The sequence below is a fragment of the Cellulomonas triticagri genome, assembly GCF_003696205.1.
GTDB lineage: Bacteria > Actinomycetota > Actinomycetes > Actinomycetales > Cellulomonadaceae > Cellulomonas > Cellulomonas triticagri.
This window is the reverse complement of sequence record NZ_RFFI01000060.1, coordinates 1-26,745: the sequence shown is the minus strand read 5'-3', so window position 1 is coordinate 26,745 and position 26,745 is coordinate 1. Positions and strand designations below refer to the sequence as shown.

Below are 26,745 nucleotides of genomic sequence, written 5' to 3'. Positions count from 1 at the left end.
GGCGGCGCGACCGGGTGCCGTGGTGCGGGCCGGGCGTCAGGACCGCCGGGCGGCCGCGCGTCGCCGCACCGGGACCACCGCCCCGGCCACCGCGAGCAGCACCGCGGCGGCGATCCCCAGCGGCAGGGCCGACCCGCCCGGGTCCGCCAGGCCGAGCTCACCGGACGGCACCCCGCCCGGTGCGGAGTGCAGGCCCTCCAGCGTCTGCACCGCGAGCTGCAGGTTCCCGGCCTCCAGCGAGCCCCAGGCGTACACCAGGGTGGCCGTGCCCTCGCCGAGCGTCAGGTCGGTCGGGCCGAGCACCGGGTCGGTGGTCCCGGTGGCGGCGACCGCCACCGACACCGTCCCGGCGGGCACGGTGAGGCTCTGCTCATCGGGGTTCGACAGGTTCGTCACGACCGGGCTGCCCCCGGCCAGCACGTCGACCGCCGGAGCCGCCGCCGTGTGCCGCACCGTCAGGCGCGCCTGCCCCGCCGGGACGGCCGAGGTGTCGTTCGTGAACAGCGTGGCGGTCGGGCTGCCCGCCTCGTCCAGGTGGGCGACCGCGGTGTAGCTCGCCCCGGCGTCCAGGGTGACGTCCACCGGGCCGATCGCCGGGGTGCTGGTGTCGGCGGCGTCCGCCGCGGTGACCACCAGCGTGTGCGCTCCCGCGGGGACGTCCAGCGGACCGGCCAGGGTGCCGGGCGTGAAGTCGTCCAGGGTGCGTTCGCCGTCGACCCACACGTCGACGGTCAGGTCGGGGACGCCGTGCAGCACCGACAGGGACGCGGTCCCCGCGGTGGCGGCGGATGCGGGCAGCGCGCTCGCGACGGCGACGAGGGCCGCGGCGGCGAGGGCCGCGGACCCGGTGACGAACGGACGGTGACGCATGGGAGCTCCTCTGTCCGGTGCCCCCGTGGGGGCGGCGGCTGTGGCACTCCCTCTTCGGCGGCGAAGGCGCGGATGGATGCACCGAGGGCGGGCTTCTCACCGGACGACCCGAGCGCCACGTGATCGGAACGAGAGCCGCGTGGGCAGGCACGAGCGTCCCCGCGAGAACCGGCGCATCACGTGTGATGCATCCGGCCTCCCGGTCCGCGATGAATCAACTCTGATTCACGCGCCACGCCGACCTCACGGGCCGGGTTCCGCCCGCGACGCCGCCGCCTCGGTCGAAGGACGCGCCTGCTCGTCGGTGCGGCCGCCGCACCTCAGGCGCGGCAAGATGCGGCAGACACGCTGTCAGGCCTGCATGTCCACGAACCGCGAGTAGTGCCCCTGGAACGCCACCGTGATGACGTCGGTCGGACCGTTACGGTGCTTCGCCACGATCAGGTCGGCCTCGCCCGCACGCGGCGACTCGCGCTCGTACGCGTCCTCGCGGTGCAGCAGGATCACCATGTCGGCGTCCTGCTCGATGGACCCGGACTCACGCAGGTCGCTCATCGCGGGCTTCTTGTCGGTGCGCTGCTCGGGACCACGGTTCAGCTGCGACAGCGCGATCACGGGGACCTCGAGCTCCTTGGCGAGGAGCTTGAGCGCACGCGAGAACTCGGAGACCTCCTGCTGGCGGGACTCGACACGCTTGCCGGACGACATGAGCTGCAGGTAGTCGATGATGACGAGCTTGAGGTCGTGCTTCTGCTTGAGCCGCCGGCACTTGGCGCGGATCTCCATGAGCGACATGTTGGGCGAGTCGTCGATGAACAACGGCGCCTCGGTGAGCTTGCCCTGGATCTGGGCGAGCTTCTGCCAGTCGTCGTCGCCCATGGTGCCGTTGCGCATCTTCTGCAGGGCGACGCGGGCCTCGGCGGAGAGCAGACGCATGGTGATCTCGGAGCGGCTCATCTCGAGCGAGAACACGACGGACGCCTGCTGGTGCTTGATGGACGCCGCCCGGGCGAAGTCCAGCGCGAGCGTCGAGTTGTGCGTCGGGACGAAGGAGCGTCCGGCCAGGTACAGGTGGTCCGGGTGGTCGATCTGCACGCAGCGCACCGGCACCGACGCGATCCGCTCGACCGCGACCACCATGCGCTGCCGCAGCCGGGCGGTCGAGGGGCGGCGGCGGTCCTTGTGCACGAGGCGCTTGCGCTCCAGGGCGAAGACGTCGTCGTCCGTGGTGAACGTGATCGTGTAGGCGGTGGAGCTCTCCTCGGTCCGCCCCCGCACCGCGCGCGTGGACCAGCCCGTCCGGTAGCCGAGCGACTGGACGAGCTCCCGAGCCTCCGTGGCGAGGCGCAGGCTCGTGAACGTGAGCTGCGGGCTCCCGGTCGGGTTCACGGTCCCGTCGGTGTCCAGCAGGCCGGCCAGGAGCTCGCGGCGCTGCGCCTCGGACGCGCGCAGGTAGGTCGCGGGGATGTGCTTGTCGCCCAGCACCCCGAGCGAGCGCAGGATCGCCGGCACCGTCCCGCGGCTGTCGCGGCACGCGCGGCAGCGGACCCCGCCCGTCGAGGGGCCGCCGCAGTCGCGGCAGGTGAGAGCGTCGGAGGGCGGGGCGATGAACCGCAGTCGCCCACCGCACGACTGCCCGCAGGTGCGGACGTTCGCGACCTTCGGGACGAACGAGGTGCCGCACACGAGGCAGTCGCGCGCCGCCGTCGGCTCAGTGGGCAGCGCGAGGGAGTAGAGCCGCGCGGCACCCGGGTGGCCCGAGGGGCGCGACTCCGCCCGGTAGCCCAGCCCCTCGATCCGCATGGCGATCTCGGGGTCCGCGGAGGTGAACCGCGCGGACGCGGAGTGGCCGTCACCGAGCCAGACGCCGAGGGCGTAGGGGTGCAGCGGCAGGTCGGCCTCGGGCAGCTGCACCGGGGGTGCCACGGCCACGGCGTGGTTGGCCCGCCGGTCGGCGGTCGGGCAGGCGAGCGTCCGCGCGATCTCCTCGGTCGTGCGGACCTCGCCCGGCTGGCCGGAGCGGCGCTCGGCACGCGTCCGGGTGAGCCACTCGTGGGAGCCGTCGGCCACGATCTCGGTGCCGTCGTCGAACCGGACCCGGTACGTCGGGCGGTCGGTCATCACGTCGGTCGCGGCGACCACGGTCGTCACGGTGCCGTCGGCGGCGAGCAGCCGGTCGCCGACCTGGACGTCGCCCATCGTGGTCCAGCCGGTGGGCGTCGGCAGCGGGGTGTCGAGCGCGAGCGCCTTGCCGATGGCCGGACGGGCGGCGATGACGATCATCTGCCCGGGGTGCAGCCCGTTGGTGAGCCGGTCGAGGTCCGCGAACCCGGTGGGGACGCCGACCATGCCCTCGCCGCGGTGCCCGGCGGACTCGATCTCGTCGAGGGTGCCCGCGACGACCTCGCCGAGGCGGTGGTAGTCCTCGGTGGTGCGGCGGTCGCTGACGGCGTAGACCTCGGCCTGCGCGTTGTTGACGATCTCCTCGACGTCGCCGCCGTCGGTGGCGTAGCCGAGCTGGACGATGCGGGTGCCGGCCTCGACGAGGCGGCGCAGGACAGCGCGCTCGCGCACGATGCGGGCGTAGTACCCGGCGTTCGCGGCGGTGGGCACCATCGAGATGAGGGTGTGCAGGTAGGGCACGCCGCCGATGCGGCCGATCTCGCCGCGCTTGGTGAGCTCGTCGGCGACGGTGACGGCGTCGGCGGGCTCGCCGCGGCCGTAGAGGTCGAGGACGGCGTCGTAGATCGCCTCGTGGGCCGGCCGGTAGAAGTCGGTGCCGCGGATCTCCTCGACGACGTCGGCGATGGCGTCCTTGGAGATCATCATGCCGCCGAGGACGGACTGCTCGGCGTCGAGGTCCTGCGGGGGCGTGCGGTCGAACGCGGGCCGCCCCTGGTCCGCGGCCGCGCCGTACTCCAGGTCCTCGATGGTCACGTGCTGCCCCGCCCTCGTCGTCGCTCCCCGCCGCCAGCACCCAGTCCACCAGGCACCACCGACACGCGACCGACCTGCTGGGCGGTGCGCGCGTCGCGAGAGTAGGCCGGTCAGGGACGCCCATCAAGCGAGACGTCCACAGGGCCTGGGGACGCGGTTGTGGAAAGGTGTGGACCACTCCCCGAGTTGTCCACAGGTCGTGGATACAGGTGTGGAGAACTCCGGACGAAGGCTCCACCACCGGGCTCTCACCCGCACGAACACCGTCAACCGGTGTGGACAGGAAGAAGTTGGCCCCCATTTCACCCCTCGGACACGAACGGTCCACGGTCGACCGCCAGATACTGGGGCTGGCTGTGCCCGCGCTCGGCGCGCTGGTCGCCGAGCCGCTGCTGGTCCTGGCCGACTCCGCGATCGTCGGGCGTCTCGGGACCACCGAGCTCGCGGGCCTCTCCCTCGCCTCGACGCTGCTCGTCACCGTCGTCGGACTGTGCGTCTTCCTCGCCTACGCCACCACCGCGGCGGTGGCCCGGCGGTCCGGGGCCGGCGACCGCGCCGGGGCGATGCAGATGGGCGTCGACGGCCTGTGGCTCGCGCTCGGGCTCGGCGTGCTGCTGGCCGCGACGGCCCTCGTCGTCGCGCCCTGGGCGGTGTCTGCGCTGGGTGCGGACGGTGCCGTCGCCGAGCAGGCGGTGCTGTACCTGCGGTCCTCCGCCCCCGGCCTGCCCGGGATGCTGCTCGTCCTCGCCGCCACCGGGGCGCTGCGCGGGCTCCAGGACACCCGCACGCCCCTGGTCGTGGCCGCCACCGGCGCCGCCGTGAACGTCGTGCTCAACGTCGTGCTGGTCTACGGTGCCGGGTGGGGCATCGTCGGGTCGGGCGCGGGAACGGCTGCCGTCCAGATCGGCATGGGTGCGTGGCTCGCGGTGGTCGTCGTCCGCGGGGCCCGGTCGGCGGGCGCCTCGCTGCGTCCCGCCGTCGGCGGCGTCGTCGCCGGGATCCGCGCGGGGACGCCGCTGCTGCTGCGGACGCTGTCGCTGCGCGCGGCGATCCTGCTGACCGTGTGGGTCGCCACCGGCCTCGGACCGGTCGCCCTGGCCGGGCACCAGGTCGTGAACGCCGTCTGGGGGTTCGTCGCGTTCGCGCTCGACGCGCTCGCCATCGCCGCTCAGGCCCTCATCGGCACGGCTCTCGGCGCGGCTGACGTCCCCCGGGTGCGGGCGCTGCTGCGGCGCACCCTGCAGTGGGGCGTCGGGGCGGGCGCGGTGCTCGGGCTGGGCACGGCCGCGATCGGCTGGTGGCTGTCCGCGGCGTTCACCTCCGACCCGGACGTCCGGCACGCGATCACCGTCGCGCTGGTCGTCACCGGGGTGCTGATGCCGATGGCCGGGTGGGTGTTCGTGCTCGACGGCGTGCTCATCGGTGCCGGGGACGGCCGCTACCTGGCCGCGGTCGGCCTGGTCACGCTCGCCGCGTACGTACCCGTGGCACTGGCGGTGCGGGCGTGGGCGCCCGAGGGCTGGGCGGGCCTGGCGTGGCTCTGGGCGGCGTTCGCCGGGGTGTTCATGCTCGCCCGGGCGGTCACCACGGGTCTGCGGGCGCGCGGCGACCGCTGGCTGGTCACCGGGGCGTGACGTCCGGGCCCGGCTCCCCGTCCGGCACCGTCTCGCCCGAGCCGCGGGACCGCAGGGCCAGCAGCAGGAACGTGACCCCGATCGGAAGGAACGCGAACGATGCGTACCGCATCGAGTCGCTCACCAGACCGGACAGCCCCAGGATCAGGAACACCAGCCCGATCGGCAGGTAGGCCACGTCCGCCGTCGAGGCGTCGTCCTTCCCGGCGGACCCCGCGGGTCCCGTGCTCGGCTGCTGCTCCCCCATGCCCCGACCGTACGGCACGCGGCCGGCCGGGGGGACGCAGAAGCCCCGCTCCCCCGGCAGGGCCGGGAGGCGGGGCCTCCGTGTCAGGCGGAGATCAGGCTGCGACAACCGTGACGGTCAGCTTCGCGGAGACCTCGGCGTGCAGGCGGACCTGCACGGTGTACTCGCCGGTCGCCTTGATCGGCTGCGCGATCTCGATCTTGCGGCGGTCGATCGACGGGCCACCGGCCGCCTTGACGGCGTCGGCGATCTCGGCGGTCGTGATGGCACCGAACAGGCGGCCGGCGTCGCCGGACTTCGCCGAGACGGTGACCGGGTTGCCCTGGAGGGAGTCACGCACGGCGCGCGCCTCCTCGAGGGTCTCGATCTCGCGCGCCTTGCGGGCACGGCGGATCGCCGTGACCTCCTTCTCGGCACCCTTGGTCCAGGCGGTCGCGAGACCGCGCGGCACCAGGTAGTTCCGGGCGTAGCCGTCCTTGACGTCGACGACGTCGCCAGGAGCGCCGAGGCCCGTGACCTCGTGGGTCAGGATGAGCTTGGCCATCTTCGTGCTCCTTCTCAGCGCGCCGACGACGAGTACGGCAGCAGGGCCATCTCGCGGGCGTTCTTGACGGCACGCGCGATCGCGCGCTGCTCCTGGACGGTCACGCCGGTGACGCGACGGGCGCGGATCTTCCCGCGGTCGGAGATGAACTTCCGCAGCAGGGCGGTGTCCTTGTAGTCGACCGACTCGATCTTCGCCGCCTTGAGCGGGTTCTGCTTCTTCTTGGGCTTCCGGACAACGGCCTTGGCCATCGTGGTGCTCCTTGTCTATGAAGGGAGCCCGGGGCGTTGCCGTGCCCCGGGATGGGATGTGCTGGACGGGCGCGCGCCCGTGGGTGCCGGCCTCAGGGGCCGGCGGTGCGGTTCAAGCGATCAGAACGGGGGCTCGTCGGAGTAGCCGCCCGCGCCGCCGCCCGCGGGCGTGGCCCACGGGTCGTCCTGCGCGGCCTGGCCGCCACCGTTGAAGCCGCCGCCACCGCCGCCGTTGCCGCCCCCGTTGAAGCCGCCACCGCCGCCGCCACCGCCGTTGAAGCCGCCGCCACCACCGGACCGCTGGGTCCGGGTGACCTTGGCCGAGGCGTAGCGGAGCGACGGGCCGACCTCGTCGACCTGCAGCTCGTACACGGTCCGCTTCTCGCCCTCGCGGGTCTCGTACGACCGCTGGACCAGCCGGCCGCTGACGATGACGCGCGTGCCCTTCGTGAGCGACTCGGCGACGTTCTCCGCCGCCTCGCGCCAGATCGAGCAGCGGAGGAACAGCGTGTCGCCGTCCTTCCACTCGTTGCTCTGGCGGTCGAACGTGCGCGGCGTGGACGCCACGGTGAAGTTCGCGACCGCGGCGCCGGACGGCGTGAACCGCAGCTCCGGATCGGCAGTCAGGTTCCCGATCACCGTGATGGTGGTGTCACCAGCCATGCCAGCTCCTCGTTCTCGTCAGAAGGGGGAAGGGTCCGCACGCGGCGCGCGCGGGAGGGCGGTCAGACGCCCTGGCGGAGGACCTTCGTGCGCAGGACGGCCTCGTTGAGGCCGAGCTGGCGGTCGAGCTCCTTGGCCGTGTCCGACGTCGAGGAGAAGTCGACGACGGCGTAGATGCCCTCGGACTTCTTCTTGATGTCGTACGCCAGGCGGCGTCGGCCCCAGATGTCCACCTTGTCGACGGTGCCACCGTCGGTCTTGATGACCGACAGGTACTTGTCGAGCGACGGGGCGACGGTGCGCTCCTCGATCTCGGGGTCGAGGATGATCATCATCTCGTACTGACGCAGGCTCATACCCACCTCCTCTGGTCTCGGCGGCCACGGTCGTTCCGTGGCAGGAGGGTGTCGTGCGTCGCTGCACCACCCGGTGACGTCGATCGGCGACGTCGGGAAGGCACAGCAGCCCGTGAGTCTACCGGCTCACGGGAGCTCGTGGGGACGGCGGTCACCCGCCGCCGGTGCCGGCGCCGGCGTTCCCGGCACCGCCGCCGCCCTGCGACCCGCCGCCCAGCCCGGCGCCCGCCTCGGGAGCGGACGGCGACGGCTCGGGCTCCGGCTCCTGCGGGCCGCGGGAGACGCGGATGGTCACGGTCGACCCGGGGAGGACCTGCGTCCCGGCGCCCGGGCTGATGCCGAGGACGGTGCCCGCGGGCTGCTGGCTGTCCTCCTCCACCACGGTGGCGACGAGACCCGCGTTGGTGATCGCGGCCTGCACGTCGCCGGAGAGCTGCCCCTCCAGGCCCGACGGCACCGCGATGGTGGCGGGCTCCTCCGGCTCGGGCGGGCTCGTCTCCACGGGGGCCTCGGTCGTCGGCGCCTGGGTGGGGACCGCGCGGTTGACGTTGGCGCGCTCGGGGAACGGCACCGGCGTCGCGTACTCGGGCTGCTGCAGCGCGTTGACCATGTAGTCGGCCCACAGCGCGGCGGGCCAGCTGCCGCCGGTGACCTCGGTGACCGTGCGTCCGCTCGGCGAGCGCCCCCAGGGCGTGATGGTGTCCTGGGCCTTGCCGTCCTCGCCGACCTGGCTGAGCGCGACGGCCGTGGAGATCTGCGGCGTGAAGCCGACGAACCATGCGGACTTGTTCTCGTTGGACGTGCCAGTCTTGCCGGCGATCTCCCGGCCGATCGGCTTGATGTACGTCTCGCCGGAGCCCTCCTCGACGACCTGGGTCATCGCGTAGGTCACGTCGGCCATGACGTCGGCGTCGAACTGCTGGAGCGGCTGCGTCTGCCCCGAGTAGGCGACGTCGCCGTCGAGGTAGGTCGCCTGGGCCACCATGAACGGCTTGTGGTAGACACCCTGGGCGGCGATCGTCGCGTACGCGGACGCCATGTCGAGCGGGCTGACGATGTCGGTGCCGAGCACGTTGGACGGCTCGCTGTTGAGCGGACGGGTCACGCCCGCACGCGTGGCGACGTCGGCCGTCTTCTCCGGCCCGACCTCGAGGTTGAGCTGGGCGTACACGGTGTTGACCGACTGCTCGGTGGCCTTGACCAGGTCGATCGTGCCGTAGTCGGTGCCGCCGAAGTTGTTGACCTTCCAGGTGCCGAACTCCTGCGGCGAGTAGCCGGGGTACGTCTTCGTCAGCGGGATGCCGTTCTCGAGCGCGGCGATCAGGGTGAACGGCTTGAACGTCGACCCACCCTGGACGGCGTCGCGGCTCGCGCGGTTGATCTGGTCGGTCAGGAAGTCCCGCCCGCCGTACATCGCCACGATGCCGCCGGTGGCCGGGTCGACCGACACCACGCCGACCTTGAGCCGGTCGGACGGCATCTCCCCGTCGGACAACGTGCCGTCCTGGAGGCGGTTGGCGGAGTCCACGGCGTTCTGCTGGACGTTCGGCTGGATGGTCGTGGTGATCCGCAGGCCCGCCGTGCTCAGCACGTCGGGGGTGATCGAGCCGGTGGCCGCGAGCTCGTTCTGCACGTACTCGAGCAGGTAGCCGTCGGGGCCCTCGAGCCGGTCGGAGCGCTCGTAGGGGATCACCTCGGGGAACACCAGCGCCGCGCGGTCGGCGGAGGTGACGTACCCGTCGCGGACCATGCCGTCCAGCACGTAGTTCCAGCGCTGCTCGGACTTCTCCGGGCTGACGGCCGGGTCCCAGTTGTTGGGCGAGGGGATCAGCCCGGCGAGCATCGCCGCCTGCGAGACGTCGAGCTCCGCGGCGGACCTGCCGAAGTACACCTGCGCGGCGGCCTCGATGCCGTACGCGTTGCGCCCGAAGTAGATGGTGTTGAGATACCGACCGAGGATCTGCTCCTTGGTCTCGGACTGCGCGATCTTGATCGCGAGGAGCGCCTCCTTGGCCTTGCCGACGTACGAGGTCGTCGTCTGGCCGACGTAGTACCGCTCGACGTACTGCTGCGTCAGCGTGGACGCGCCCTGCGTCGCGCCGCCCTGCACGTTGTTGAGGAAAGCGCGGGCCATGCCGGTGATGGAGATGCCGGAGTTCTCGAAGAACGTGCGGTCCTCGGCGGAGACGACGGCCTCGCCGACGTACGGCGGGAGGGACTCGTAGTCGACCAGCGTCCGGTTCGGGCCCTCGTAGCTGCCGATCTCGCTGCCGTCCGCGAAGTAGACGGTGGACGCCTGCTCCTCCGCGAAGTCGTCCGGGGCGGGGACGTCGGTGAGGGCGTAGGCGGCGACACCGACGCCGGCGAGCAGGAAGACGCCCCCGAGGATGCTGCCGACCACGAACCGCCACGACGGCAGCCAGCGGTGCAGCCCGCGGTAGCCGCGGCGGGGGTAGTCGATGATGCGGCGCCGACCGCCGTCGGCGGGCTGACGGGTCGCGGACGCGCGCGAACCGCCGCGGGGGGCGGGTCCCGTGGACCGTCGGGTCGAGCCTGCCAACGTGCTGCCTTCCTGTGGACATCCGGGAGGGATCCGGGTCGGCGGTGCCGGTCCGGGCCCGGATCAGTATGCGCGAGCCCCCGACGCGGGTCGCGGGCCGAGGGGCCCGGTCGGCGGACTTTCACGTGATCGCCACGACCCCCGCGCCCGTCCACCGCCGCGTGCCGAGCATCGCAGCCCCGCCCGCCCCGACGCACGTGAACGGCACCGGAACCGCCCGTCCGGGTCCGGCGACGCGCGGGTGAAGCGGAGGTGTTGCCCGGGACGCCCGGTTCGCCCTACTCTCACCGATGTATCAGTTCGATACATCGATCACGACGACGAGACGAGGGAGGCGACGTGCGCGCGAAGTCCGACGTGCTCGAGTCCGCCATCCTCGGCCTGCTGCACGACTCCCCGATGCACGGGTACGAGCTGCGCAAGCGCCTCAACCTCCTCCTCGGGTCGTTCCGCGCCCTGTCCTACGGGTCGCTCTACCCGGCGCTCAAGTCGCTGGTGGCCCGCGGCCTCATCGCCGGCTCGGACCCCACCGAGGCGCCCGCCCACGGCCTCGCCGGCAAGCGCGCCCGGATCGTCTACCAGCTCACCGCCGAGGGCAAGGAGCGGTTCCAGGTCGTCCTGGCGTCATCCGGCCCCGCCGCCTGGGAGGACGAGAACTTCGGGTTCCGGTTCGCGTTCTTCGGCCAGACCGACCGCGAGACCCGCCTGCGGATCCTCGAGGGCCGGCGCACCCGGATGACCGAGCGCCTCGAGGTCATCCGGGAGTCCCTGAACCGCACCCGCGTCCGCATGGACGAGTACACCCTCGAGCTCCAGCGGCACGGCCTCGACCAGGTCGAGCGCGAGGTCCGCTGGCTCGACGACCTCATCGACCACGAGCGCGGCTCCCGCCCCGCCCGTCCCACCGGAGACGATCAGCCGAACGTCACCGGCTCGAACGCTGTCGAGGATGACCCCATCGTCGCGGCACCAACCCCTCAGAAGGAGCGAGGATGACCGCCATCCGCGTAGCCATCGCCGGTGTGGGCAACTGCGCCTCGTCGCTGGTCCAGGGCGTGCAGTTCTACGCCGACGCCGACCCGGCCACCAAGGTCCCGGGCCTGATGCACGTGCAGTTCGGGGACTACCACGTCCGCGACCTGGAGTTCGTCGCCGCGTTCGACGTCGACGCCAAGAAGGTCGGCTTCGACCTGTCCGAGGCGATCGTCGCGTCCGAGAACAACACCATCAAGATCGCCGACGTCCCGCCGCTCGGCGTGACCGTCCAGCGCGGCCCGACCCTCGACGGCGTGGGCAAGTACTACGCGCAGACCATCGAGGAGTCCGACGCGGAGCCCGTGGACGTCGTCCAGGCCCTCAAGGACGCCAAGGTCGACGTGCTCGTCTCCTACCTGCCGGTGGGCTCCGAGGACGCGGACAAGTTCTACGCGCAGGCCGCCATCGACGCGGGCGTCGCCTTCGTCAACGCCCTGCCCGTGTTCATCGCGTCCGACCCCGAGTGGGCCGCGAAGTTCGAGGCCGCCGGCGTCCCGATCGTCGGCGACGACATCAAGTCGCAGGTCGGCGCGACCATCACGCACCGCGTGCTCGCCCGCCTCTTCGAGGACCGCGGCGTCGTGCTGGACCGCACGTACCAGCTGAACGTCGGCGGCAACATGGACTTCAAGAACATGCTCGAGCGCGAGCGCCTGGAGTCCAAGAAGCTCTCCAAGACCCAGGCGGTCACCTCCAACCTCGAGGACGGCCCGCTGGCCGGCAAGAAGGAGGACCGCAACGTCCACATCGGCCCGTCGGACTACGTCGCGTGGCTCGACGACCGCAAGTGGGCGTACGTCCGCCTCGAGGGCCGCGCGTTCGGCGAGGTGCCCCTGAACCTCGAGTACAAGCTCGAGGTCTGGGACTCCCCCAACTCGGCCGGCATCATCATCGACGCCGTCCGCGCCGCGAAGATCGCGAAGGACCGCGGCATCGGCGGCCCGATCCTGTCGGCGTCGACCTACTTCATGAAGTCCCCGCCGGTCCAGCACGAGGACCAGCACGGCCGGGAGCTCGTGGAGAAGTTCATCCGCGGCGAGATCGAGCGCTGACGCGAAGCGGAGCGCTGACCAGCGCCTCCCGCTGAGCACGAGGCCCCGGTGACCACCAGGTCGCCGGGGCCTCGGCGCGTCCGGCGTGCCACCATGACCGCCATGACGACCAGCACCTCCGGCGCGGACGACCTCCGCGCGGCCGTCGCCGAGCAGACCGCCGGCACGCCCTACTCCGTGGTCCCGACGCCCGACGGCTTCGACCTGCGCATCGACCTCGCCGACGCCCGCTGGTACGGGCTCCTCGGCACCGCGGGCCGACGCAAGGTCGTCCAGCACCGGGTGCGCCTGGACGAGTCCGCGCGCCGGTACTCGATCACCGACGACCACTACGACGTGCACTGGACCGCCGCCGCCGACCCCGCCGCCGGCCAGGTACCCCGGCTGGTCGCGTCGGCCGAGGTCACGCGGTTCCAGGGGCGCGTGCGGGAGGTCTCGTTCGAGCGGACGCTCGGCGTCGACGCCCAGACGGCACGGCCCGCCGTCGTCGTGGACTACGTCTTCGACTCCGCGCAGGGCCACCGTCTGGTGCGCGAGCCCGCGCAGCGGCTCGGGTGGCGGGAGCGGATGGGCGACGCCCAGCGAATGGGGATGGTCGCCGGCATCGCCGGGGGTGGCGTCGCCGCACTCGTCGGCGTGACGATCGCCGTCGTCGCCGCGCTGCGACTCCTGTGACCGGCGGCCGGCGCGGTCGCCCGGAGCGGATGCCGGTCATGAGAGCCGCCCGCGGCGCCGCCCCCGCTCTGCTGCTCCTGCTGACAGGGTGCTCGGTGTCCGTCTCGATGGGCGGTGCGGGGTTCTCCTCCGCCGAGCTCGAGGACAAGGTGAACCAGATGCTCGAGCAGGAGGTCGGCCGACTGCCGGACGACGTCGAGTGCCCGGACGGTCTCGCCGCCGAGGTGGGCGAGTCGGTCCGCTGCACGCTGACCATCACAGAAGGTCACCTCGGTGCGACGGTGACGGTGAGGTCCGTGGACGGCGATGACGCCGTCCTCAGGATCGAGGTCGACGAGGACCTCCTGCCGGAGGGTGAGGAGGCGTGACCGCCCGCGACGACCTGCGCACCGCGGTGGCGGCACGCGCGTCAGGCACGCGGTGCGTCCTGGTGGGCACGCCCGACCCGCACGACGGCGGAGGCGCGCGCGCCAGGACGGCACCGATGCGCCGCGTGCTCGCAGCTGTGGTCCTCCTCGCGCTGCTGACCACGTCGGCCTGCTCGGCCTCCGTGTCGGTGGGCCGGCCCCAGGTCCCCACGGACCAGCTCGAGGTCAAGGTGTCCGCCGCGCTCGAGCAGGCCGTCGGACGGGCTCCCGAGTCGGTGGACTGCCCGGACCCGCTCCCCGCGGAGCAGGGCGCCGAGGTCCGGTGCACCCTCACCGACGGCGGCCAGTCGCTGGGCCTGACCGCGTCGGCGCGGGCCGTGGACGACGCCGACGTCGACATCTGGGTCGAGGTGGACGAGTCCTCCACCGCTCGTGACGCGGACGCCTGAGGTGGCGACGTGACCCCCGGTGACGAGCTCTTCGACGCCGTCGCGGAGCGCCTGGTCGGCAGCCCCTACGCGGCATGGCGCACACCGGACGGCTTCGTGGTGCGGCGCGACCTCGCCGCGGAGGACTGGCACGTGCGCAGCCGTCCGGGATCACGGGTCGCCAAGGTCGTCCAGAACCACGTGGTCCTGGACGAGGAGACCTGGGTCCTGACGATCACCGACGAGCACGTCGAGGTGACGTGGAGCGACCGGGACGGGTCGTCGGTACCGGTGTTCGGTACCGCCCTGCGGATCTTGCAGCGCAGGGGCCGCATCGCCGAGACGACGGTCGTGACGACGTGGACCGACGACGGTCCGCAGCAGCACCGGTACGACACCCGGGAGGTGCACCGTCACATCCGCGCCGCGGCCGAGGAGATCGGCTGGGTCGAGCAGCGGGGGTCTGCTGAGAGATCGGCACGGGCTGCCGCCGTCCTCGGCTTCGTCGTCGGAGGGCTGACCCTGCTCGGGCTCGGCCTCGGCTGGGCCGTCGGCGCGTTCCGCTGACCGACCGGCACCGCCAGGCTGGCTACGAGCTCGCGGACGTCCTCGAGCACGGATCCTTCGACGGCCGCCGTGAACGTGGACGCCCACACGATCACCGCGTCCCCCCCCTCGCACGAGTCCCCGCTCGTCTCCGGGGTCGGCGGTCGCGGCGCGTGCCACGATGTGCGCATGAGAACCCGCTTCGCCGGACCGGCGATCCTGCTCGCCCTGACGCTCTCCGCCTGCTCGGTCTCCGCCGGGGTGGGCACCGTGCGCGTCGCCGCCGACGACCTGGAGTCGAAGGTCACCGAGCAGCTCACCGAGATGGCCGGGCAGGCCCCGGACGCGCTGGACTGCCCGGAGGACCTGCCGGGCGAGGTGGACGCCTCGGTCCGCTGCACGCTGACCGCCGGCTCCGACCGGCTGGGGGTCACGGTGACGGTCACGGAGGTCGAGGGCACCGATGTCGCGTTCGCGATCCAGGTCGACGACGAGGTCCTCGCGGAGGGTGAGGAGGCGTGACCGCCCGCGACGACCTGCGCGCCGCGGTGGCGGCGCGCGCGGCGGGGACGCCGTACGTCCTGGTCGACACGCCCGAGGGGTTCGACCTGCGCATCGACCTGGCCGACGCGCAGTGGTACGGCCCTCTCGGGGCGGCCGGCCGGAAGAAGGTGGTCCAGCACCGCGTGGCGGTCGACGAGGAGCGGCGCCGCTACACGCTGGTCGACGACCTGTACGACGTGCGCTGGGAGGCCGGCGCCGGCCCGGCGGGCGCGTCCACCCCGCGCCTGGAGGCATCGGCTCAGGCGTCGCGGTTCCGGGGGCGCGTGCACGAGGTCTCGTTCGAGAAGACGATCGGCGGCTCGAGCCCGGTGGCCGCGGTCGCGCGGCCGACCTCCGTGGTGGACTTCGTGTTCAGCTCCGCCGAGGGGCAGCGCATGGTGCGCGAGCCGGCGAAGGCGCTGGGCTGGAAGGAGCGGGCGGGCTGGGAGGTCCGCGTCGCGACCGTCGCGGCGGTGGTCGGCGGTGCCGGTGCGCTCGCGACGATCGCCTGGGCGCTGTGGGCGTGGTCGACGGGCGCGATCGGCTGAGCACGGAGCGGGCTCAGCCCTCTTCGTCCGCCAGGGCGAGGCCGGCCACGAACTGCTGGAACGCGGGCAGCAGGCTGGGTGCCTGCCGCTCGGTCGCGGTGAACGCCGACTTGAAGACGACCTGACCCGCCTCGTCGAGCGGGCCCGCCGCCAGCACGACCTGCACCTGCGTGAGCGTGACCGGCGATCCGGCGACGTCGGCGGTGAACCGCACCTCCTGCCCGATGCCCGGCGCTCGCTCCCCACCGAGCGGTGCCCGGCGCGCGACGGTGACGTCGGGGTGGCGACGGGCGAGCAGCTGCACGGTCTGCTCCGCGATCTGCTCGAGCCCGGCGAGGTCCCGGACGCGCTGCAGGGCGACGGTGATGTTCGGTGTGAAGCCCTGGTCGGCGATCGCGTAGAGGGCGGCGAGGTCGACGCCCTGCACCGGCGCGGCGGACGCCGGACGGGGCTCCCACCCGGCGGGGAGGGTGAACGAGAAGCGGGGGTTGGCAGACATCGGTCTCCTCGGGGCTGGTCGTGTCGGGGGCGGGGGCACGCCCCTAGAACAGGGAGCCGATCCAGTCGGCGGCGTCCCCGACGGCGTCGGCGACACCCGCAGGGTCGACGGTCACCTCGAAGCCGACGCTCCCGCCGAGCCCGGCGGCCACTCCCGCCTTCGCTCCGATGGTCCAGGTGCCGTCCCGGCCCTGGGTGACGCCGACGTTCGCCTCGGCGCCCCATCCGGCCCAGAGCTCACCGGTGGCCTTGCCGCCGACACCGGCGACCTCGCCCTCGACGGAGCCCTCGGCCTTGCCACCGACGAACCCGGCGACGGTGGCGCCGACCCCCTCGGCGCCGATCTGCACACCGGCCTCGGCGTAGCCGCCGGCGAAGACCTCGGCTTCGGCGCCGACGTGCCCGTACTCGCCGCCCGCCGAGGCGCTGGCGGACCCGCGGATGAGCGCGGCCGAGCCGGAGGCCTCCGCCACGAGCGACCCGCCCTCGATGCCGAACGACGCCTCGCCCTCGAGCGAGCCGGCCTGGAACTCGGCGTCCGCCTTCGCGAACCAGGCGCCGTACCGGGCCTCGACCTCGGCGCTCGCCGTGTACCAGGCGATCGAGCCGTCGGCGCTGGCCAGGCCGATCTGCCACTCACCGGTCTCGGGGTCGACCTTGAACAGCGTGCTGCTGGCCTGGCCCTCGCTCGCGCCGATCTCGGTGCCCGCGTCGGTCCGCACGACCCACCGGTCGCTGACGACGATGCGTCCGAGCGCCTGGGCGGCGTCGTCACCCGCGTCCTGCACGGACTGCTGCGCGGAGGACAGGATCTCCTGCGCCTCAGCACGTCCTGCCGCCCCGGGGTCGACGAACGGCCCAGGGGCGGTCGGGCGGGTGCCGGTGCCGCCGGACGTCTGCCAGGTCCGGATCGCGGTGTTGTAGGTCGAGACCTGCCCGTTGTACGTCCGGGTCGCCTGCTCGGTGGCGGTCTGCGCCTGCTCCCAGGTCTCGATGGCCGTCGCGGCGTTGGACTGCGCCGTGGTGAGGACGTCGGCGTAGCCCCGCAGCTGGGTCACCGCCGAGGTCAGGGCATCGGCGGTCACGCGCCACGAGCGGGGCTGCATGTCCATCACGCCCCAGAAGGCGTCCGCCGAGTCTCCTGACCAGTCGTCGACCCGCACGGCGGCGAGGTCGTCGGCGGCGTCCTCGAGCGCGGTGGACTGCTGCTCGAGCAGCGTCGCGTCGGCGCGGACGGCTGCCGGGTCGCCCGGGACGAGAGCCCGCGGGTCGCTCGTGCTCCCGAGCGCGGCCATCAGGGCACCGCCGGGGTCTGCGGCGACGGCTGCGGCGACGGCGACGGGGCGGGCGAACCGCCGAGCGAGGTCATCGTGCCGGCGGCCGCGCTGTCCGCGGCGCGGTAGGACTCGGCCTGCCGGCCCAGCTCGTCGGCGAGGACGTCGACGGTGAGCACCAGCTGCTCCCGGGCCAGACCGTACTGGGTGTGGAAGGTCGCGGTCGCGGTCGCGAGCCCGGCGTGGCCGTAGTCGCCGCCACCGAGCGCGGGCGGGGCGTCGTCGTGCGCGTCCACGACGGTGCTGATCGAGGACGCCGCGGCGTCGAGCGCCGCCGGGTCGACGTCGAGCGCTGATCCGGACACGGTTCCCCCTCGGCTGTCTGTCGTGGACTGGCTGAGAGGTTACCGGGGCGCGCCCAGATGGTGCTGGTCAGACCACCCGGACGGGTGGTCCCGGTGCCCGTGGCGACGGCCGGTTCAGCCCCGCAGCCGCCGCACGAGGTCCGTGACGGCGGGCCGCAGGTCCGCGCTCTGCCCGGCGGACGCGGTCAGGGTCACCGTCCACCAACGACCCGCTCCCGCCACCTCGTCGTGGGTCGCGACCACGTCCTGCGTCTGCACCAGCGCGACCTCCTGGTCACCGAGGTCCGCCGTGAACGCGATCTCCTGGGACAGCGCGGGTCGGCCGGCGTCGTCCACCGCGAGATCCTGCCGGTGCAGGACGACGTCCCGGGCCCCGGCCTCCATGCGGCGCACCGCCTCCGTGGCGAGCGCGGGCAGGTCGACCGGACCGTCGGGCACCTGCACGGTGACGGTGACGTTGGCGGTGAACCCGGCGTCCGGGGTCTCGTACGCGCCGACCAGCACGACGCCGGGCGCACCCACCATCTCCGGCGGGATGGTGCGCCACCCGTCCGGCAGCGTCAGGGCGGGGTCCGGGGCGGCGGTGCTCATGGGTCTCCTCGGGTCGTGCGGTGACGGCCGAGTCTACGAAACGGGCCGGATAGCCTGGCCGCGTGCAGGTGGTCTCCGATCTCAAGCAGCTGTGGCCCCTGGCCGACTTCCGCCGGCTCCTGTCGGTGCGTCTGGTCAGCCAGTGCGCGGACGGGCTGTTCCAGGCGGGCCTGGCGACGCTGTTCTTCTTCTCTCCGGAGAACGCCACGACGGCGACGGGGGTGGCGGCGGCGTTCGCGGTGCTGCTGCTGCCGTTCACGGTGGTCGGCCCGTGGGCGGGCGTGCTGCTGGACCGGTGGCGGCGGCGGCAGGTGCTGCTGGTCGGGAACCTGGTCCGGATGGGGCTGACGCTGGTGGTGGCGCTGCTGATGGCCACGGTCGGCGTCGGCCCGGCGGTGTACGTGCTGGCGCTGGTGACGCTGTCGGTCAACCGGTTCCTGCTGTCGGCGCTCTCGGCGTCGCTGCCGCGGGTGGTCGCCGGGGACCTGCTGCTGACCGCGAACTCGATCACCCCGACCCTGGGGACGGTCTCGGCGGGCGTCGGTGCGGGCACGGGGCTGCTGCTGGGTCTGGTGCTGCCGGACGGCGGTGCGCGCGACGTGGCGTCGCTGCTGATCGCGGCGGCGCTGATGGCGTCGGCGTCGCTGGTGGCGACGCGGCTGGGCCGCGACCTGCTGGGCCCGGACGCGCGCGCGGAGCGCGCCGAGGTGCGGCGGGCCCTGGGGGTGCTGGCGCGCGGGCTGGTGGACGGGGCGCGCTACCTGGTGCGGCGCGGGACGCCGGGCCGGGCGCTCGGGGTGATGGCGGTGCACCGCTTCCTGTACGGGGCGGTGTTCATCGCGAGCATCCTCATCTCGCGGAACCTGCTGGCCGACCCGGCGGACGCCCGTGCGGGACTGGTCATGTTCACCACGGTGGCGGGGGTGACCGGCGTCGGGTTCGCGCTGGCGGTGGTGGTCACGCCGGTGGTGTCGCCGCTGATCGGCCCGCACCGGTGGATCGCGGTGTGCCTGCTGATGGCCGCGGCGACGCAGGCGCTGCTCGCCGTGACGGTGGCCTTGCCCGCTGTGCTCGCGGGGTCGCTGGTGCTGGGGCTGGCGGCGCAGGGCGCGAAGATCGCGGTGGACACGATCGTGCAGCGGGACACCGCCGACGCGTACCGGGGTCGGGCGTTCGCGCTGTACGACGTGCTCTACAACGCGGCGTTCGTGGGCGCGGCGGCGCTGGCGGCGGTGGCCCTGCCGGACACCGGCTGGTCGCCGCTGGTGTTCGCCGCCCTGGCGCTGGCCTACGTCGTGGCGGCGCTGGTGTACCGCACCCGCCCGACGGTCCCGGCGGAGGTCGCGGAGCCCGTCGCGCGGTAACCGGTGCGGCAGCCGGTCAGGAGGGCTGCTGCTGCTCCGCCCACCAGGCGAGCAGCGCCTCGCGGGCGGCGTCCTCCCCCAGGGGGCCGTGCTCCATGCGGAGCTCCAGCAGGTGCTGGTAGGCCTGCCCGACCTGCCGACCCGGGGTGATGCCCAGGATCGCCATGATCTGCGTCCCGTCGAGGTCGGGGCGGATCGCGTCGAGCTCCTCCTGCTCCTGCAGGCGGGCGATGCGCTCCTCCAGGTCGTCGTAGGCGGCAGACAGCCGGCGCGCCTTGCGCTGGTTGCGCGTGGTGCAGTCGGACCGGGTGAGCCGGTGCAGGCGCTCCAGCAGCGGGCCCGCGTCGGTGACGTAGCGGCGCACCGCGGAGTCGGTCCAGGCGCCCTCGCCGTACCCGTGGAACCGCAGGTGCAGCTCGGTCAGCCGGGCGACGGCCTGCACGGTGACCTTGTCGAAGTGCAGGGCGCGCAGGCGCTTGGCGGCGAGCTTGGCGCCGACGACCTCGTGGTGGTGGAAGCTCACGCCGCCCCCGGACTCGAACCGGCGGGTCGCGGGCTTGCCGATGTCGTGCAGCAGCGCGGCGAGGCGCAGCACGAGGTCGGGGCCGGGGACCGCGCCGTCCGGGCCGGTCTCCAGGTCGATCGCCTGGTCGAGGACGGTCAGCGAGTGCTCGTAGACGTCCTTGTGCCGGTGGTGCTCGTCGATCTCCAGGCGCAGCGCGGGCAGCTCGGGCAGGACGTGCGCGGCGAGGCCGGTGTCCACGAGCACCCGGAGCCCGGCGCGCGGCCGGGTCGACAGCAGCAGCTTCACGAGCTCGTCGCGCACCCGCTCGGCGGAGACGATCGCGAGCCGGTCGGCCATGTCGGTGGCGGCGGCGAAGGCCGCGTCGTCGACCCGGAACCCGAGCTGCGCGGCGAACCGCGCGGCGCGCATCATCCGCAGCGGGTCGTCGTCGAACGACTGCCGGGGGTCCACGGGGGTGCGCAGCACCCCGGCGGCGAGGTCCCGCAGCCCGTCGAACGGGTCCACGAACGTGAGCTCCGGCAGCCGGATGGCCATGGAGTTGACGGTGAAGTCCCGGCGGGAGAGGTCGCCCTCGAGGCTGTCGCCGAACACCACCTCGGGCTTGCGGGACGCCGGGTCGTACGCGTCCGTGCGATACGTGGTGACCTCGACGACGACGTCCTCGGAGGCGGGCCGGTCACCGGAGGCGCGGCGGGCGTGCCGGCGGGCGCCGATGGTGCCGAAGGCGCGGCCGATGTCCCAGTGCGCGTCGCCCCAGGCGGCGAGGATCCGCTCGGACTCGTCGGGGGTGGCCGAGGTGGTGAAGTCGAGGTCGGCCGACGCGCGGCCGAGGAACGCGTCCCGCACGGGCCCGCCGACCAGGGCGAGCTCGTGCCCGGCCTCGGCGAACCGCTCCCCCAGCTCCAGCACCGCCGGGGCGAGTCCCGCGATCACGCCGAGCGCGCGCCTCTGCAGCCCGAGCAGCGCCAGGTCGTCCACGGCGGGGGCGTCGGCGGCGGGGCGGGGGCTGCGGGGGGTCTGGTCGTCGGACGGCACGACGACCAAGCCTGCCAGATCCCGCCGCGGTCTCCCGCGCCGCGAGGCCCCTCCTGCACACGTCCTGCACGCGGTCGCTCCCGGGACGGGGACCGGGCCAGGGGCGGAGTCGTTACAGTGGCCTGCATGCCCGAGCCCGTGCGTGCCCTGCGACCGGACGGCGTCCCCGCGCCCCCGGGCGGTCACGCCCTGCGCATCGACCCGCGGTCGACGCGCCCGCGGCACCACCACCTCCCGGTCGTGGAGGAGACGTCCGCCGGCGGTCTCGTCGTGCGCCTGGACGCCGGCGTCCACGTCGCGGCGGTCATCGCGCGCCGCAACCGGGCCGGCCGGCTGGAGTGGTGCCTGCCGAAGGGCCACCTGGAGGGCGAGGAGACGCCGGAGCAGGCCGCCGTGCGGGAGATCGCCGAGGAGACCGGCATCGTCGGGCGCATCGTCCGGCAGCTCGGGGTCATCGACTACTGGTTCACGGGCGACGACCGCCGGGTGCACAAGATGGTGCACCACTACCTGCTCGGGGCCGTCGGCGGAGAGCTGACCGTCGAGGACGACCCGGACGGCGAGGCGGAGGACGTGGCGTGGGTGCCCGTCCTCGACCTGCCGGCCCGCCTGGCGTACCCGAACGAACGACGACTCGCCGAGGCCGCGCACGTGGTCCTGGTCGGCGGGGCATGAGGCTGCGCGGCACGGTGAGGCGCGCGGGAGCGGTCGCGGCGACGGTGGTCGTCGCCGGCGTGCTCGCGCTGGTCGGCCAGCCCGCCGCCGGGGCGACCCCCGCGGCGGTCCCGGCCGCGCCGTCCACCGACTCCCTGCCGGTGACCGCGTCGGTGACGCAGGTCAGCCCGCAGGTGCTGGAGCCCGGGCAGGACCTGACGGTCACCGCCACGCTCCGCAACGACGGCACCCGCGCGATCGAGCAGCCCCGCGCGTCGGTCCGCATCTACCGGTACCGGATGTCCTCGCGCGACGAGGTCGCCGCCTGGGCGACCGCGGGCACGACGAGCCCGATCGGCGACGTCGCCGCGACCACCGTCCTGGACACGCCGCTGGAGCCCGGCGCGAGCACCACGGTGACCGTGACGGTCCCGGCCGACGACATCGGCCTGCTCCGGACGGACGAGGCGTGGGGCCCCCGCGGCATCACCCTGGACGTCGGCGACGGCCGGCAGCGCGTCGGCGTCGACCGGACCTTCCTGCTGTGGGCGTCCGCCGACGAGGTCCCGACCGCCCAGGTGGGCGTCGTCGCCCCGGTCGTCGGTCCCGCGACCGTGCCCGTCGCGGACGAGGAGGCCGAGCCGGAGGAGTCGCCCGCGCCGACGCCCGCGCCGACGTCGTCGGCGGCGCCGACGCCCGAGGGGGACGTCTCGGGCGAGGCGGCTCCCGACGGGGAGGCCGCGGGCGACGAGGTCATGCCGTCTGCCGGGACGTCCGACGGCGGGGAGTCCGAGGTCGACGCGGCGCTCACGGCCCTGACCGCGTCGGGCGGGCGACTGGGACGCCTGCTGCAGGCGACCGGTGACCTGCCGTTCGTGTCCTGGGCGGTCGACCCGGCCGTCGTGGACCAGGCGGCGGCGGGCTCGCGCGCCGCGCAGACCTGGCTGTCCTCGTTCACCGACGCCGCCGACGGGCGCGAGGTGCTGCGCCTGCCGTGGGCGGACGCGGACGTCGCCGCGATCGCGCACGCGGGTGAGGCCGACCCCGACGCCGACCTGCTCGACCTGGCGCTCGGCGTCACCAGCGCCCAGCAGAGCAGCGCGCTGTGGTCGGGGGCCCTGCCCGTGCTGTGGGCCGCCGACGACACCACGGACCAGGTCACCGCCGCGCGGGCCGCGACGTCCGCGCCCGGGGTGCCGCTGGTCCTCGCACCCGGGTCGGTGCCCGCCGACGGCTCCGACGCCCCCTCCTCCCCCACGACGCTGAGCACCTCGGGCGGTTCCGTCACCGCGATCGTGCCGGACGAGACGCTCAGCGACCTGCTCGCCGACCCCGCTGGCGCGCAGCCGGGGGTCACCGCCGCGACCGCCGCGCAGCGGGTGCTGGCCGAGACGGCCGTCCTCGCCCGGTCCGACGACGCCGCGAGCACCTACCTCGTCGCCACGACCCCGCGCGACTGGTCGCCGAGCACGAGCATCGCCACCGCGCAGCTCCGCGCCCTGGACGCCGCCCCGTGGGTGGACACCCGGGACGTCGCCGAGGTCGTCGCCGCGCAGACCGCCGGGCAGGCGTCGGGTGACGGTGCCACGCGCTCCGCGCTGCCCGACGCCGAGCGCGACGAGCCCGAGCTCACCCCGGCGTGGGTGAACGCGCTGTCCGCGTCCTGGCGCGCGGCGCGGGAGTTCGCCGCCGTCGTGGACGACCCGGACGCGCTGCTCGCCGGCCTCGACGCCGACCTCGTCACCCCGCTGTCCGTCGCCTGGCGCTCCGACCCGGACGGCCGCGCCGCGGCCGTGGACCAGGCCCTCGCCCTCGCGCAGGGCCGGCAGGGCGGCCTGTCCGTGCTGCTCAACGAGCAGTTCACGGTGATCTCCTCGTCCGCGCAGATCACCGTCGTCGTCCGCAACGAGCTCGACCAGGACGCCCACGTGCGGGTCGAGCTGCGCCCCCGCAAGGGCTGCCTCGACACCGCCCGCTCGGAGCTGCAGTCGGCGCGCGCGGGCGCGGACACGCCCGTGCAGATCACCGTCGAGGCCAACGCGAACTGCGACGTGCAGGTCGACGTCTCCCTCGTCTCCGAGTCCGGCCGGGACGTCGCCGGGACCGTCACGTTCGCGGCGCGCGTCGCGCCGACCATCGAGAGCGTCGGGTCCGTCGTCGTCGGCGTGCTGCTCGCGCTCGCCCTGGCCTTCGGCATCTGGCGGACCGTGCGTCGCGGCCAGACCAACCGGCGCGGTGCCAAGGTCGTGCCGGACGCCGACCCCGACGCGGACCCGGACCTTCCCGACGCGGACGATGCCGCGCGGCACGACGGCAGCGGGCGTCCGGACGACGCCGCACCCCCCGGACGACAGGACCCCTGATGACGCACCCCGCCACCCCCGCGGACGACGCCGACCCGGACGGCACCGCGGCGGGCAGCACGGCGGGCGGTGGCACGGACCCCGCCGTCGCGCCCGTGCCCCCCACCCGGTCGCCCGGGCTGGGCAGGTCGTCGCTCGTGATGGCGTCCGGCACCGCCGCGTCCCGGGTGATGGGGCTGCTCAACACCACGCTGCTGGGTTGGGCGATCGGCCTCACCGGCAACTTCGCGAACGCCTTCTCGGTCGCGAACAAGCTGCCCAACACGCTGTACCTGCTGATCGCGGGCGGCGTCCTCAACGCCGTGCTGGTGCCCCAGGTGGTCCGCGCGTACCGCCGGGCCGACGGCCAGCAGTACGTCGACCGGCTGCTGACGCTCGGCATCGCGCTGCTCGGCGCGCTGACCGTGGTGCTCACCATCGCCGCACCGCTGCTCGTGCTGTTCTACTCCGACTTCCCGGACCCCCGGGTGACGGCGCTCGCGACCGCGCTGGCGTTCTGGTGCGTGCCGCAGATCTTCTTCTACGGCCTGTACTCGCTGCTCGGCCAGGTGCTGAACGCGCGGGGCTCGTTCGGGCCGTACATGTGGGCGCCGGTCGTCAACAACGTCGTGTTCATCGCCGGGCTGCTGCTGCTCGTGCACGTCCACGGCCAGGTCGACGAGTTCTCCCCCGTCGACGCCTGGACCGCGGGCCAGACGGCCCTGCTCGGCGGAGCGGCCACCCTCGGCATCGCCGTCCAGGCGCTCGTCCTGCTCGTGCCGCTGTACCGCAGCGGCTTCCGGTACCGACCGCGGTGGGGGCTGCGGGGGTCCGGGCTCGGGTCCGCGGGCCGCGTCGCCGGGTGGACGTTCGTCGGGCTCGTGATCGGGCAGGTCGGGGTGTGGCGGATCAGCGTCGTCGCGAGCTCCGTGAGCGAGGCGGGCGTCGCGGGCAACGGCGTCTACGACCGGGCGTTCCTCATCTTCATGCTGCCGCACTCGCTCGTCACGGTCTCGCTCGCGACGGCCCTGTTCACCCGGCTGTCCGGCCGCGCCGCGGGCGGCGACACCGTCGGGGTGCGCCGGGACCTGTCGCTCGGCGTCCGCACCGTCGGGGTGTTCACCGCCCTCGCGACCGTCGGCATCGCCGTGCTCGCGTTCCCGCTCAGCCGCGTCATGTTCCCCTCGCAGACCGACGGGCAGATCCACGCGCTCGCGACCGCGATCGTCCCGCTCGTGCTCGGGCTCGTGCCGTTCGGCATCTGGTCGCTCTGCCAGCGGATCTACTACGCGTACGAGGACGCCCGGTCGATGGTGCCGATCCAGGTGGTGATGGCGGTCGTCGTGGTCGGCGGCACCGAGCTCGGCCGGATCACCCTGGACCAGCAGTACTGGGTCGCCGCGGCGTGCGCGTCCATGGCGCTGTCCTACCTCGTCGGCGCCGTCATCGCGCTGGTCGCGGTCCGGCGTCGACTCGACGGCGTCGACGGCGGACGCGTCCTGCGGCTGCACCTCAAGGCCGGGCTCGGCGCGGTCCTCGCCGCGGGCGCGGGTCTCGGCCTGCTCGCCGTCCTCGGGCCCGTGCAGGACTTCCGCGACGGGCTCGTGGCGTGCGTGCTCGGCGCCGTCGTCATGTCGGGCGTCTACGTCGGCGTGCTGGCCCTGCTGCGCACCCCCGAGCTGCACGGCCTCGTCGACCCCGTGCTACGCCGCGTGCGCCGCCGGTGACCCCCTCGGCCACCCCCGGCGGGCACGTGCCCGTCTAGCATGACCAGGAGCCCGCGGCCCACCCGGCCCCGGGCGCGACGCACGACCGAGGGCCCGCACGGGCCCCGCCGACCGGACGGAGGACCACGTGGCGCAGGCCCGCCCCGGCGACCCCGCACCCCAGGACCCGACCGCCGCGCGCCCCGTCCTGGGCCGTCCCGGCAGCACCGTCGCCGGTCGCTACCGCCTGGACGGGACGCGGCCCAGCGACCTGCCCGGCGCCGAGCGGTGGTCCGCCACCGACCAGATCCTCGCCCGGCCCGTCACCGTCACCCTCGTCACGGGCGAGCGCTCGTCCGCCGTGCTCGACGCCGCCCGGCGAGCCGCCCTCGTGGTCGACCCCCGCCTCAGCCGCATCCTCGACGTCGGCAGCGCCGACGGCACCGGCTACGTCGTCACCACCGCCGTGGAGGGCCGGTCGCTCGCCGCGCTCGCCGCCGGCAGCCCGCTCGCCCCCGACCAGGCCCGTGCCGTGGTCGGGGAGGTCGCCGCCGCCCTCGAGATCGCCCGCCGGCGCGGGGTGCACCACCTCGCCCTGCGGCCCGAGGTCGTCGTCGTCGACCCCACCGGGCGCGTCGTCCTCGAGGGGCTCGCCGTGGACGGCGAGCTCATCGGGGCCGCCAGCGGTGGCGCCCACGCCATGAGCCGCGCCGACGCCGTCGGGCTGGTCCGCGTCCTGTACGCCGCGCTCACCAGCCGCTGGCCCGCCGCCACCGCGGACGCCACCGCCGCGGTCCGCACCTTCGAGGAGTGGTCCGCCGAGCGCACCGGCAACCCCGCCGCCGGGGCCGCACCCCTGGCCGCCGGACTCCCCGACGCCCCGGTGAGCGACGGCGCGCCCCTGCCGCCGGCCGACCTCGTGACGTCCGTCCCCGCCGACCTCGACACGCTCTGCGCCGTCACCCTCGGCCCGCACGACGACGGACCGCACAGCCCCGGAGAGCTCGTCCGCGAGCTCGAGCCCTGGCGCGCCGTCCGCGCCGACGAGATCTACCGCGCCGCCGACGCGGGCCGGTGGCACGCGCTGCCCGGCACCGCCGGCGCGGGGGCCGCGGCCGCCACCACGGCGGCAG

Annotated in this window: 27 protein-coding genes; 14 read left to right on the top strand and 13 right to left on the bottom strand. The window is 74.2% G+C overall.

Features of this window, described 5'->3' with window-relative positions:
- Positions 1 to 36: 36 nt before the first annotated feature.
- Entirely contained in the window at positions 37 to 870 is an 834-nt protein-coding gene (locus tag EBM89_RS11815; RefSeq protein ID WP_122149625.1) for a DUF4397 domain-containing protein, read from the bottom strand.
- A 351-nt stretch (positions 871 to 1,221) separates the two neighbouring features.
- Positions 1,222 to 3,807: a replicative DNA helicase gene (gene dnaB, locus EBM89_RS11810; protein ID WP_199732087.1), complete on the bottom strand. Its 2,586-nt coding sequence runs from the start codon at positions 3,805 to 3,807 to the stop codon at positions 1,222 to 1,224.
- Between the two features lie 275 nt (positions 3,808 to 4,082).
- Between dnaB and EBM89_RS11805 the strand changes: the two genes are divergently transcribed.
- Positions 4,083 to 5,441, top strand: coding sequence for an MATE family efflux transporter (locus tag EBM89_RS11805; protein ID WP_122149624.1), 1,359 nt, complete (start codon positions 4,083 to 4,085; stop codon positions 5,439 to 5,441).
- On the opposite strand, the gene EBM89_RS11800 is transcribed toward EBM89_RS11805, so the two are convergent.
- The 6 genes from EBM89_RS11800 to EBM89_RS11775 all read right to left on the bottom strand — a co-directional run bounded on the left by EBM89_RS11800 (position 5,428) and on the right by EBM89_RS11775 (position 10,062).
- Complete coding sequence (locus tag EBM89_RS11800) at positions 5,428 to 5,688, bottom strand: hypothetical protein (RefSeq protein ID WP_122149623.1); 261 nt, start codon at positions 5,686 to 5,688, stop codon at positions 5,428 to 5,430. The two genes, EBM89_RS11805 and EBM89_RS11800, sit on opposite strands and share 14 nt — an antisense overlap.
- A gap of 94 nt (positions 5,689 to 5,782) precedes the next feature.
- Positions 5,783 to 6,232 carry a 50S ribosomal protein L9 gene (gene rplI, locus EBM89_RS11795; RefSeq protein WP_122149622.1) on the bottom strand — a complete coding sequence of 150 codons (450 nt, stop codon included), beginning with the start codon at positions 6,230 to 6,232 and terminating at the stop codon, positions 5,783 to 5,785.
- 14 nt (positions 6,233 to 6,246) lie between these two features.
- Positions 6,247 to 6,483: a 30S ribosomal protein S18 gene (gene rpsR, locus EBM89_RS11790; RefSeq protein ID WP_122149621.1), complete on the bottom strand. Its 237-nt coding sequence runs from the start codon at positions 6,481 to 6,483 to the stop codon at positions 6,247 to 6,249.
- A 120-nt stretch (positions 6,484 to 6,603) separates the two neighbouring features.
- Positions 6,604 to 7,146 carry a single-stranded DNA-binding protein gene (locus EBM89_RS11785; RefSeq protein WP_122149620.1) on the bottom strand — a complete coding sequence of 181 codons (543 nt, stop codon included), beginning with the start codon at positions 7,144 to 7,146 and terminating at the stop codon, positions 6,604 to 6,606.
- A gap of 62 nt (positions 7,147 to 7,208) precedes the next feature.
- Complete coding sequence (gene rpsF / locus EBM89_RS11780; RefSeq protein ID WP_122149619.1) at positions 7,209 to 7,502, bottom strand: 30S ribosomal protein S6; 294 nt, start codon at positions 7,500 to 7,502, stop codon at positions 7,209 to 7,211.
- 151 nt (positions 7,503 to 7,653) lie between these two features.
- On the bottom strand, positions 7,654 to 10,062 hold the full coding sequence (locus tag EBM89_RS11775) for a penicillin-binding protein (RefSeq protein ID WP_122149618.1): 2,409 nt from the start codon (positions 10,060 to 10,062) through the stop codon (positions 7,654 to 7,656).
- Between the two features lie 339 nt (positions 10,063 to 10,401).
- On the opposite strand from EBM89_RS11775, the gene EBM89_RS11770 reads away from it, so the two are divergent.
- The 8 genes from EBM89_RS11770 to EBM89_RS11735 all read left to right on the top strand — a co-directional run bounded on the left by EBM89_RS11770 (position 10,402) and on the right by EBM89_RS11735 (position 15,257).
- On the top strand, positions 10,402 to 11,058 hold the full coding sequence (locus tag EBM89_RS11770) for a PadR family transcriptional regulator (RefSeq protein WP_122149617.1): 657 nt from the start codon (positions 10,402 to 10,404) through the stop codon (positions 11,056 to 11,058).
- A complete protein-coding gene (locus EBM89_RS11765) occupies positions 11,055 to 12,149 on the top strand; it encodes an inositol-3-phosphate synthase (protein WP_122149616.1) in 1,095 nt (364 codons plus the stop codon). Before EBM89_RS11770 ends, EBM89_RS11765 begins: the two co-directional genes overlap by 4 nt.
- A 102-nt stretch (positions 12,150 to 12,251) precedes the next feature.
- A complete protein-coding gene (locus tag EBM89_RS11760; protein ID WP_147463537.1) occupies positions 12,252 to 12,824 on the top strand; it encodes a hypothetical protein in 573 nt (190 codons plus the stop codon).
- 38 nt (positions 12,825 to 12,862) lie between these two features.
- Complete coding sequence (locus EBM89_RS11755) at positions 12,863 to 13,192, top strand: DUF4333 domain-containing protein (protein ID WP_199732086.1); 330 nt, start codon at positions 12,863 to 12,865, stop codon at positions 13,190 to 13,192.
- The gene (locus tag EBM89_RS11750) at positions 13,189 to 13,641 is read left to right on the top strand and encodes a DUF4333 domain-containing protein (protein ID WP_122149614.1); all 453 of its coding nucleotides are present in this window, start codon (positions 13,189 to 13,191) and stop codon (positions 13,639 to 13,641) included. Before EBM89_RS11755 ends, EBM89_RS11750 begins: the two co-directional genes overlap by 4 nt.
- A 9-nt stretch (positions 13,642 to 13,650) precedes the next feature.
- Positions 13,651 to 14,187 (top strand): hypothetical protein, encoded by a 537-nt coding sequence (locus EBM89_RS11745; protein WP_122149613.1) that lies wholly within the window; start codon positions 13,651 to 13,653, stop codon positions 14,185 to 14,187.
- A gap of 168 nt (positions 14,188 to 14,355) precedes the next feature.
- The gene (locus EBM89_RS11740) at positions 14,356 to 14,688 is read left to right on the top strand and encodes a DUF4333 domain-containing protein (RefSeq protein ID WP_122149627.1); all 333 of its coding nucleotides are present in this window, start codon (positions 14,356 to 14,358) and stop codon (positions 14,686 to 14,688) included.
- Positions 14,685 to 15,257: a hypothetical protein gene (locus EBM89_RS11735; protein WP_122149612.1), complete on the top strand. Its 573-nt coding sequence runs from the start codon at positions 14,685 to 14,687 to the stop codon at positions 15,255 to 15,257. The genes EBM89_RS11740 and EBM89_RS11735 overlap by 4 nt, the downstream gene beginning before the upstream one ends.
- 13 nt (positions 15,258 to 15,270) lie before the next feature.
- Here EBM89_RS11735 and EBM89_RS11730 read toward each other — a convergent pair whose 3' ends face one another.
- The 4 genes from EBM89_RS11730 to EBM89_RS11715 all read right to left on the bottom strand — a co-directional run bounded on the left by EBM89_RS11730 (position 15,271) and on the right by EBM89_RS11715 (position 17,985).
- A complete protein-coding gene (locus EBM89_RS11730; RefSeq protein WP_122149611.1) occupies positions 15,271 to 15,756 on the bottom strand; it encodes a hypothetical protein in 486 nt (161 codons plus the stop codon).
- A gap of 43 nt (positions 15,757 to 15,799) precedes the next feature.
- Positions 15,800 to 17,050, bottom strand: a complete 1,251-nt coding sequence (locus EBM89_RS11725; protein WP_122149610.1) for a WXG100 family type VII secretion target — start codon at positions 17,048 to 17,050, stop codon at positions 15,800 to 15,802.
- Positions 17,050 to 17,394: a hypothetical protein gene (locus EBM89_RS11720; protein ID WP_122149609.1), complete on the bottom strand. Its 345-nt coding sequence runs from the start codon at positions 17,392 to 17,394 to the stop codon at positions 17,050 to 17,052. The genes EBM89_RS11725 and EBM89_RS11720 overlap by 1 nt, the downstream gene beginning before the upstream one ends.
- A 114-nt stretch (positions 17,395 to 17,508) precedes the next feature.
- Entirely contained in the window at positions 17,509 to 17,985 is a 477-nt protein-coding gene (locus EBM89_RS11715) for a hypothetical protein (RefSeq protein ID WP_122149608.1), read from the bottom strand.
- A 62-nt stretch (positions 17,986 to 18,047) separates the two neighbouring features.
- Here EBM89_RS11715 and EBM89_RS11710 point away from each other — a divergent pair, with 62 nt between their 5' ends.
- Positions 18,048 to 19,349 (top strand): MFS transporter, encoded by a 1,302-nt coding sequence (locus tag EBM89_RS11710; RefSeq protein WP_122149607.1) that lies wholly within the window; start codon positions 18,048 to 18,050, stop codon positions 19,347 to 19,349.
- A 16-nt stretch (positions 19,350 to 19,365) separates the two neighbouring features.
- Here the strand turns inward: EBM89_RS11710 and EBM89_RS11705 are convergent, their stop codons facing one another.
- Complete coding sequence (locus EBM89_RS11705; RefSeq protein WP_199732088.1) at positions 19,366 to 20,853, bottom strand: CCA tRNA nucleotidyltransferase; 1,488 nt, start codon at positions 20,851 to 20,853, stop codon at positions 19,366 to 19,368.
- Positions 20,854 to 21,036: 183 nt separating this feature from the next.
- Here EBM89_RS11705 and EBM89_RS11700 point away from each other — a divergent pair, with 183 nt between their 5' ends.
- The 4 genes from EBM89_RS11700 to EBM89_RS11685 form a co-directional block, all read left to right on the top strand.
- Positions 21,037 to 21,585, top strand: coding sequence for an NUDIX hydrolase (locus tag EBM89_RS11700; protein WP_122149606.1), 549 nt, complete (start codon positions 21,037 to 21,039; stop codon positions 21,583 to 21,585).
- On the top strand, positions 21,582 to 23,927 hold the full coding sequence (locus EBM89_RS11695; protein ID WP_147463536.1) for a DUF6049 family protein: 2,346 nt from the start codon (positions 21,582 to 21,584) through the stop codon (positions 23,925 to 23,927). The genes EBM89_RS11700 and EBM89_RS11695 overlap by 4 nt, the downstream gene beginning before the upstream one ends.
- On the top strand, positions 23,927 to 25,633 hold the full coding sequence (gene murJ / locus EBM89_RS11690) for a murein biosynthesis integral membrane protein MurJ (protein WP_122149604.1): 1,707 nt from the start codon (positions 23,927 to 23,929) through the stop codon (positions 25,631 to 25,633). Before EBM89_RS11695 ends, murJ begins: the two co-directional genes overlap by 1 nt.
- A 127-nt stretch (positions 25,634 to 25,760) precedes the next feature.
- Positions 25,761 to 26,745, top strand: a 985-nt coding sequence (locus EBM89_RS11685; protein ID WP_199732085.1) for a protein kinase family protein, incomplete at its 3' end; no start/stop codon positions are given.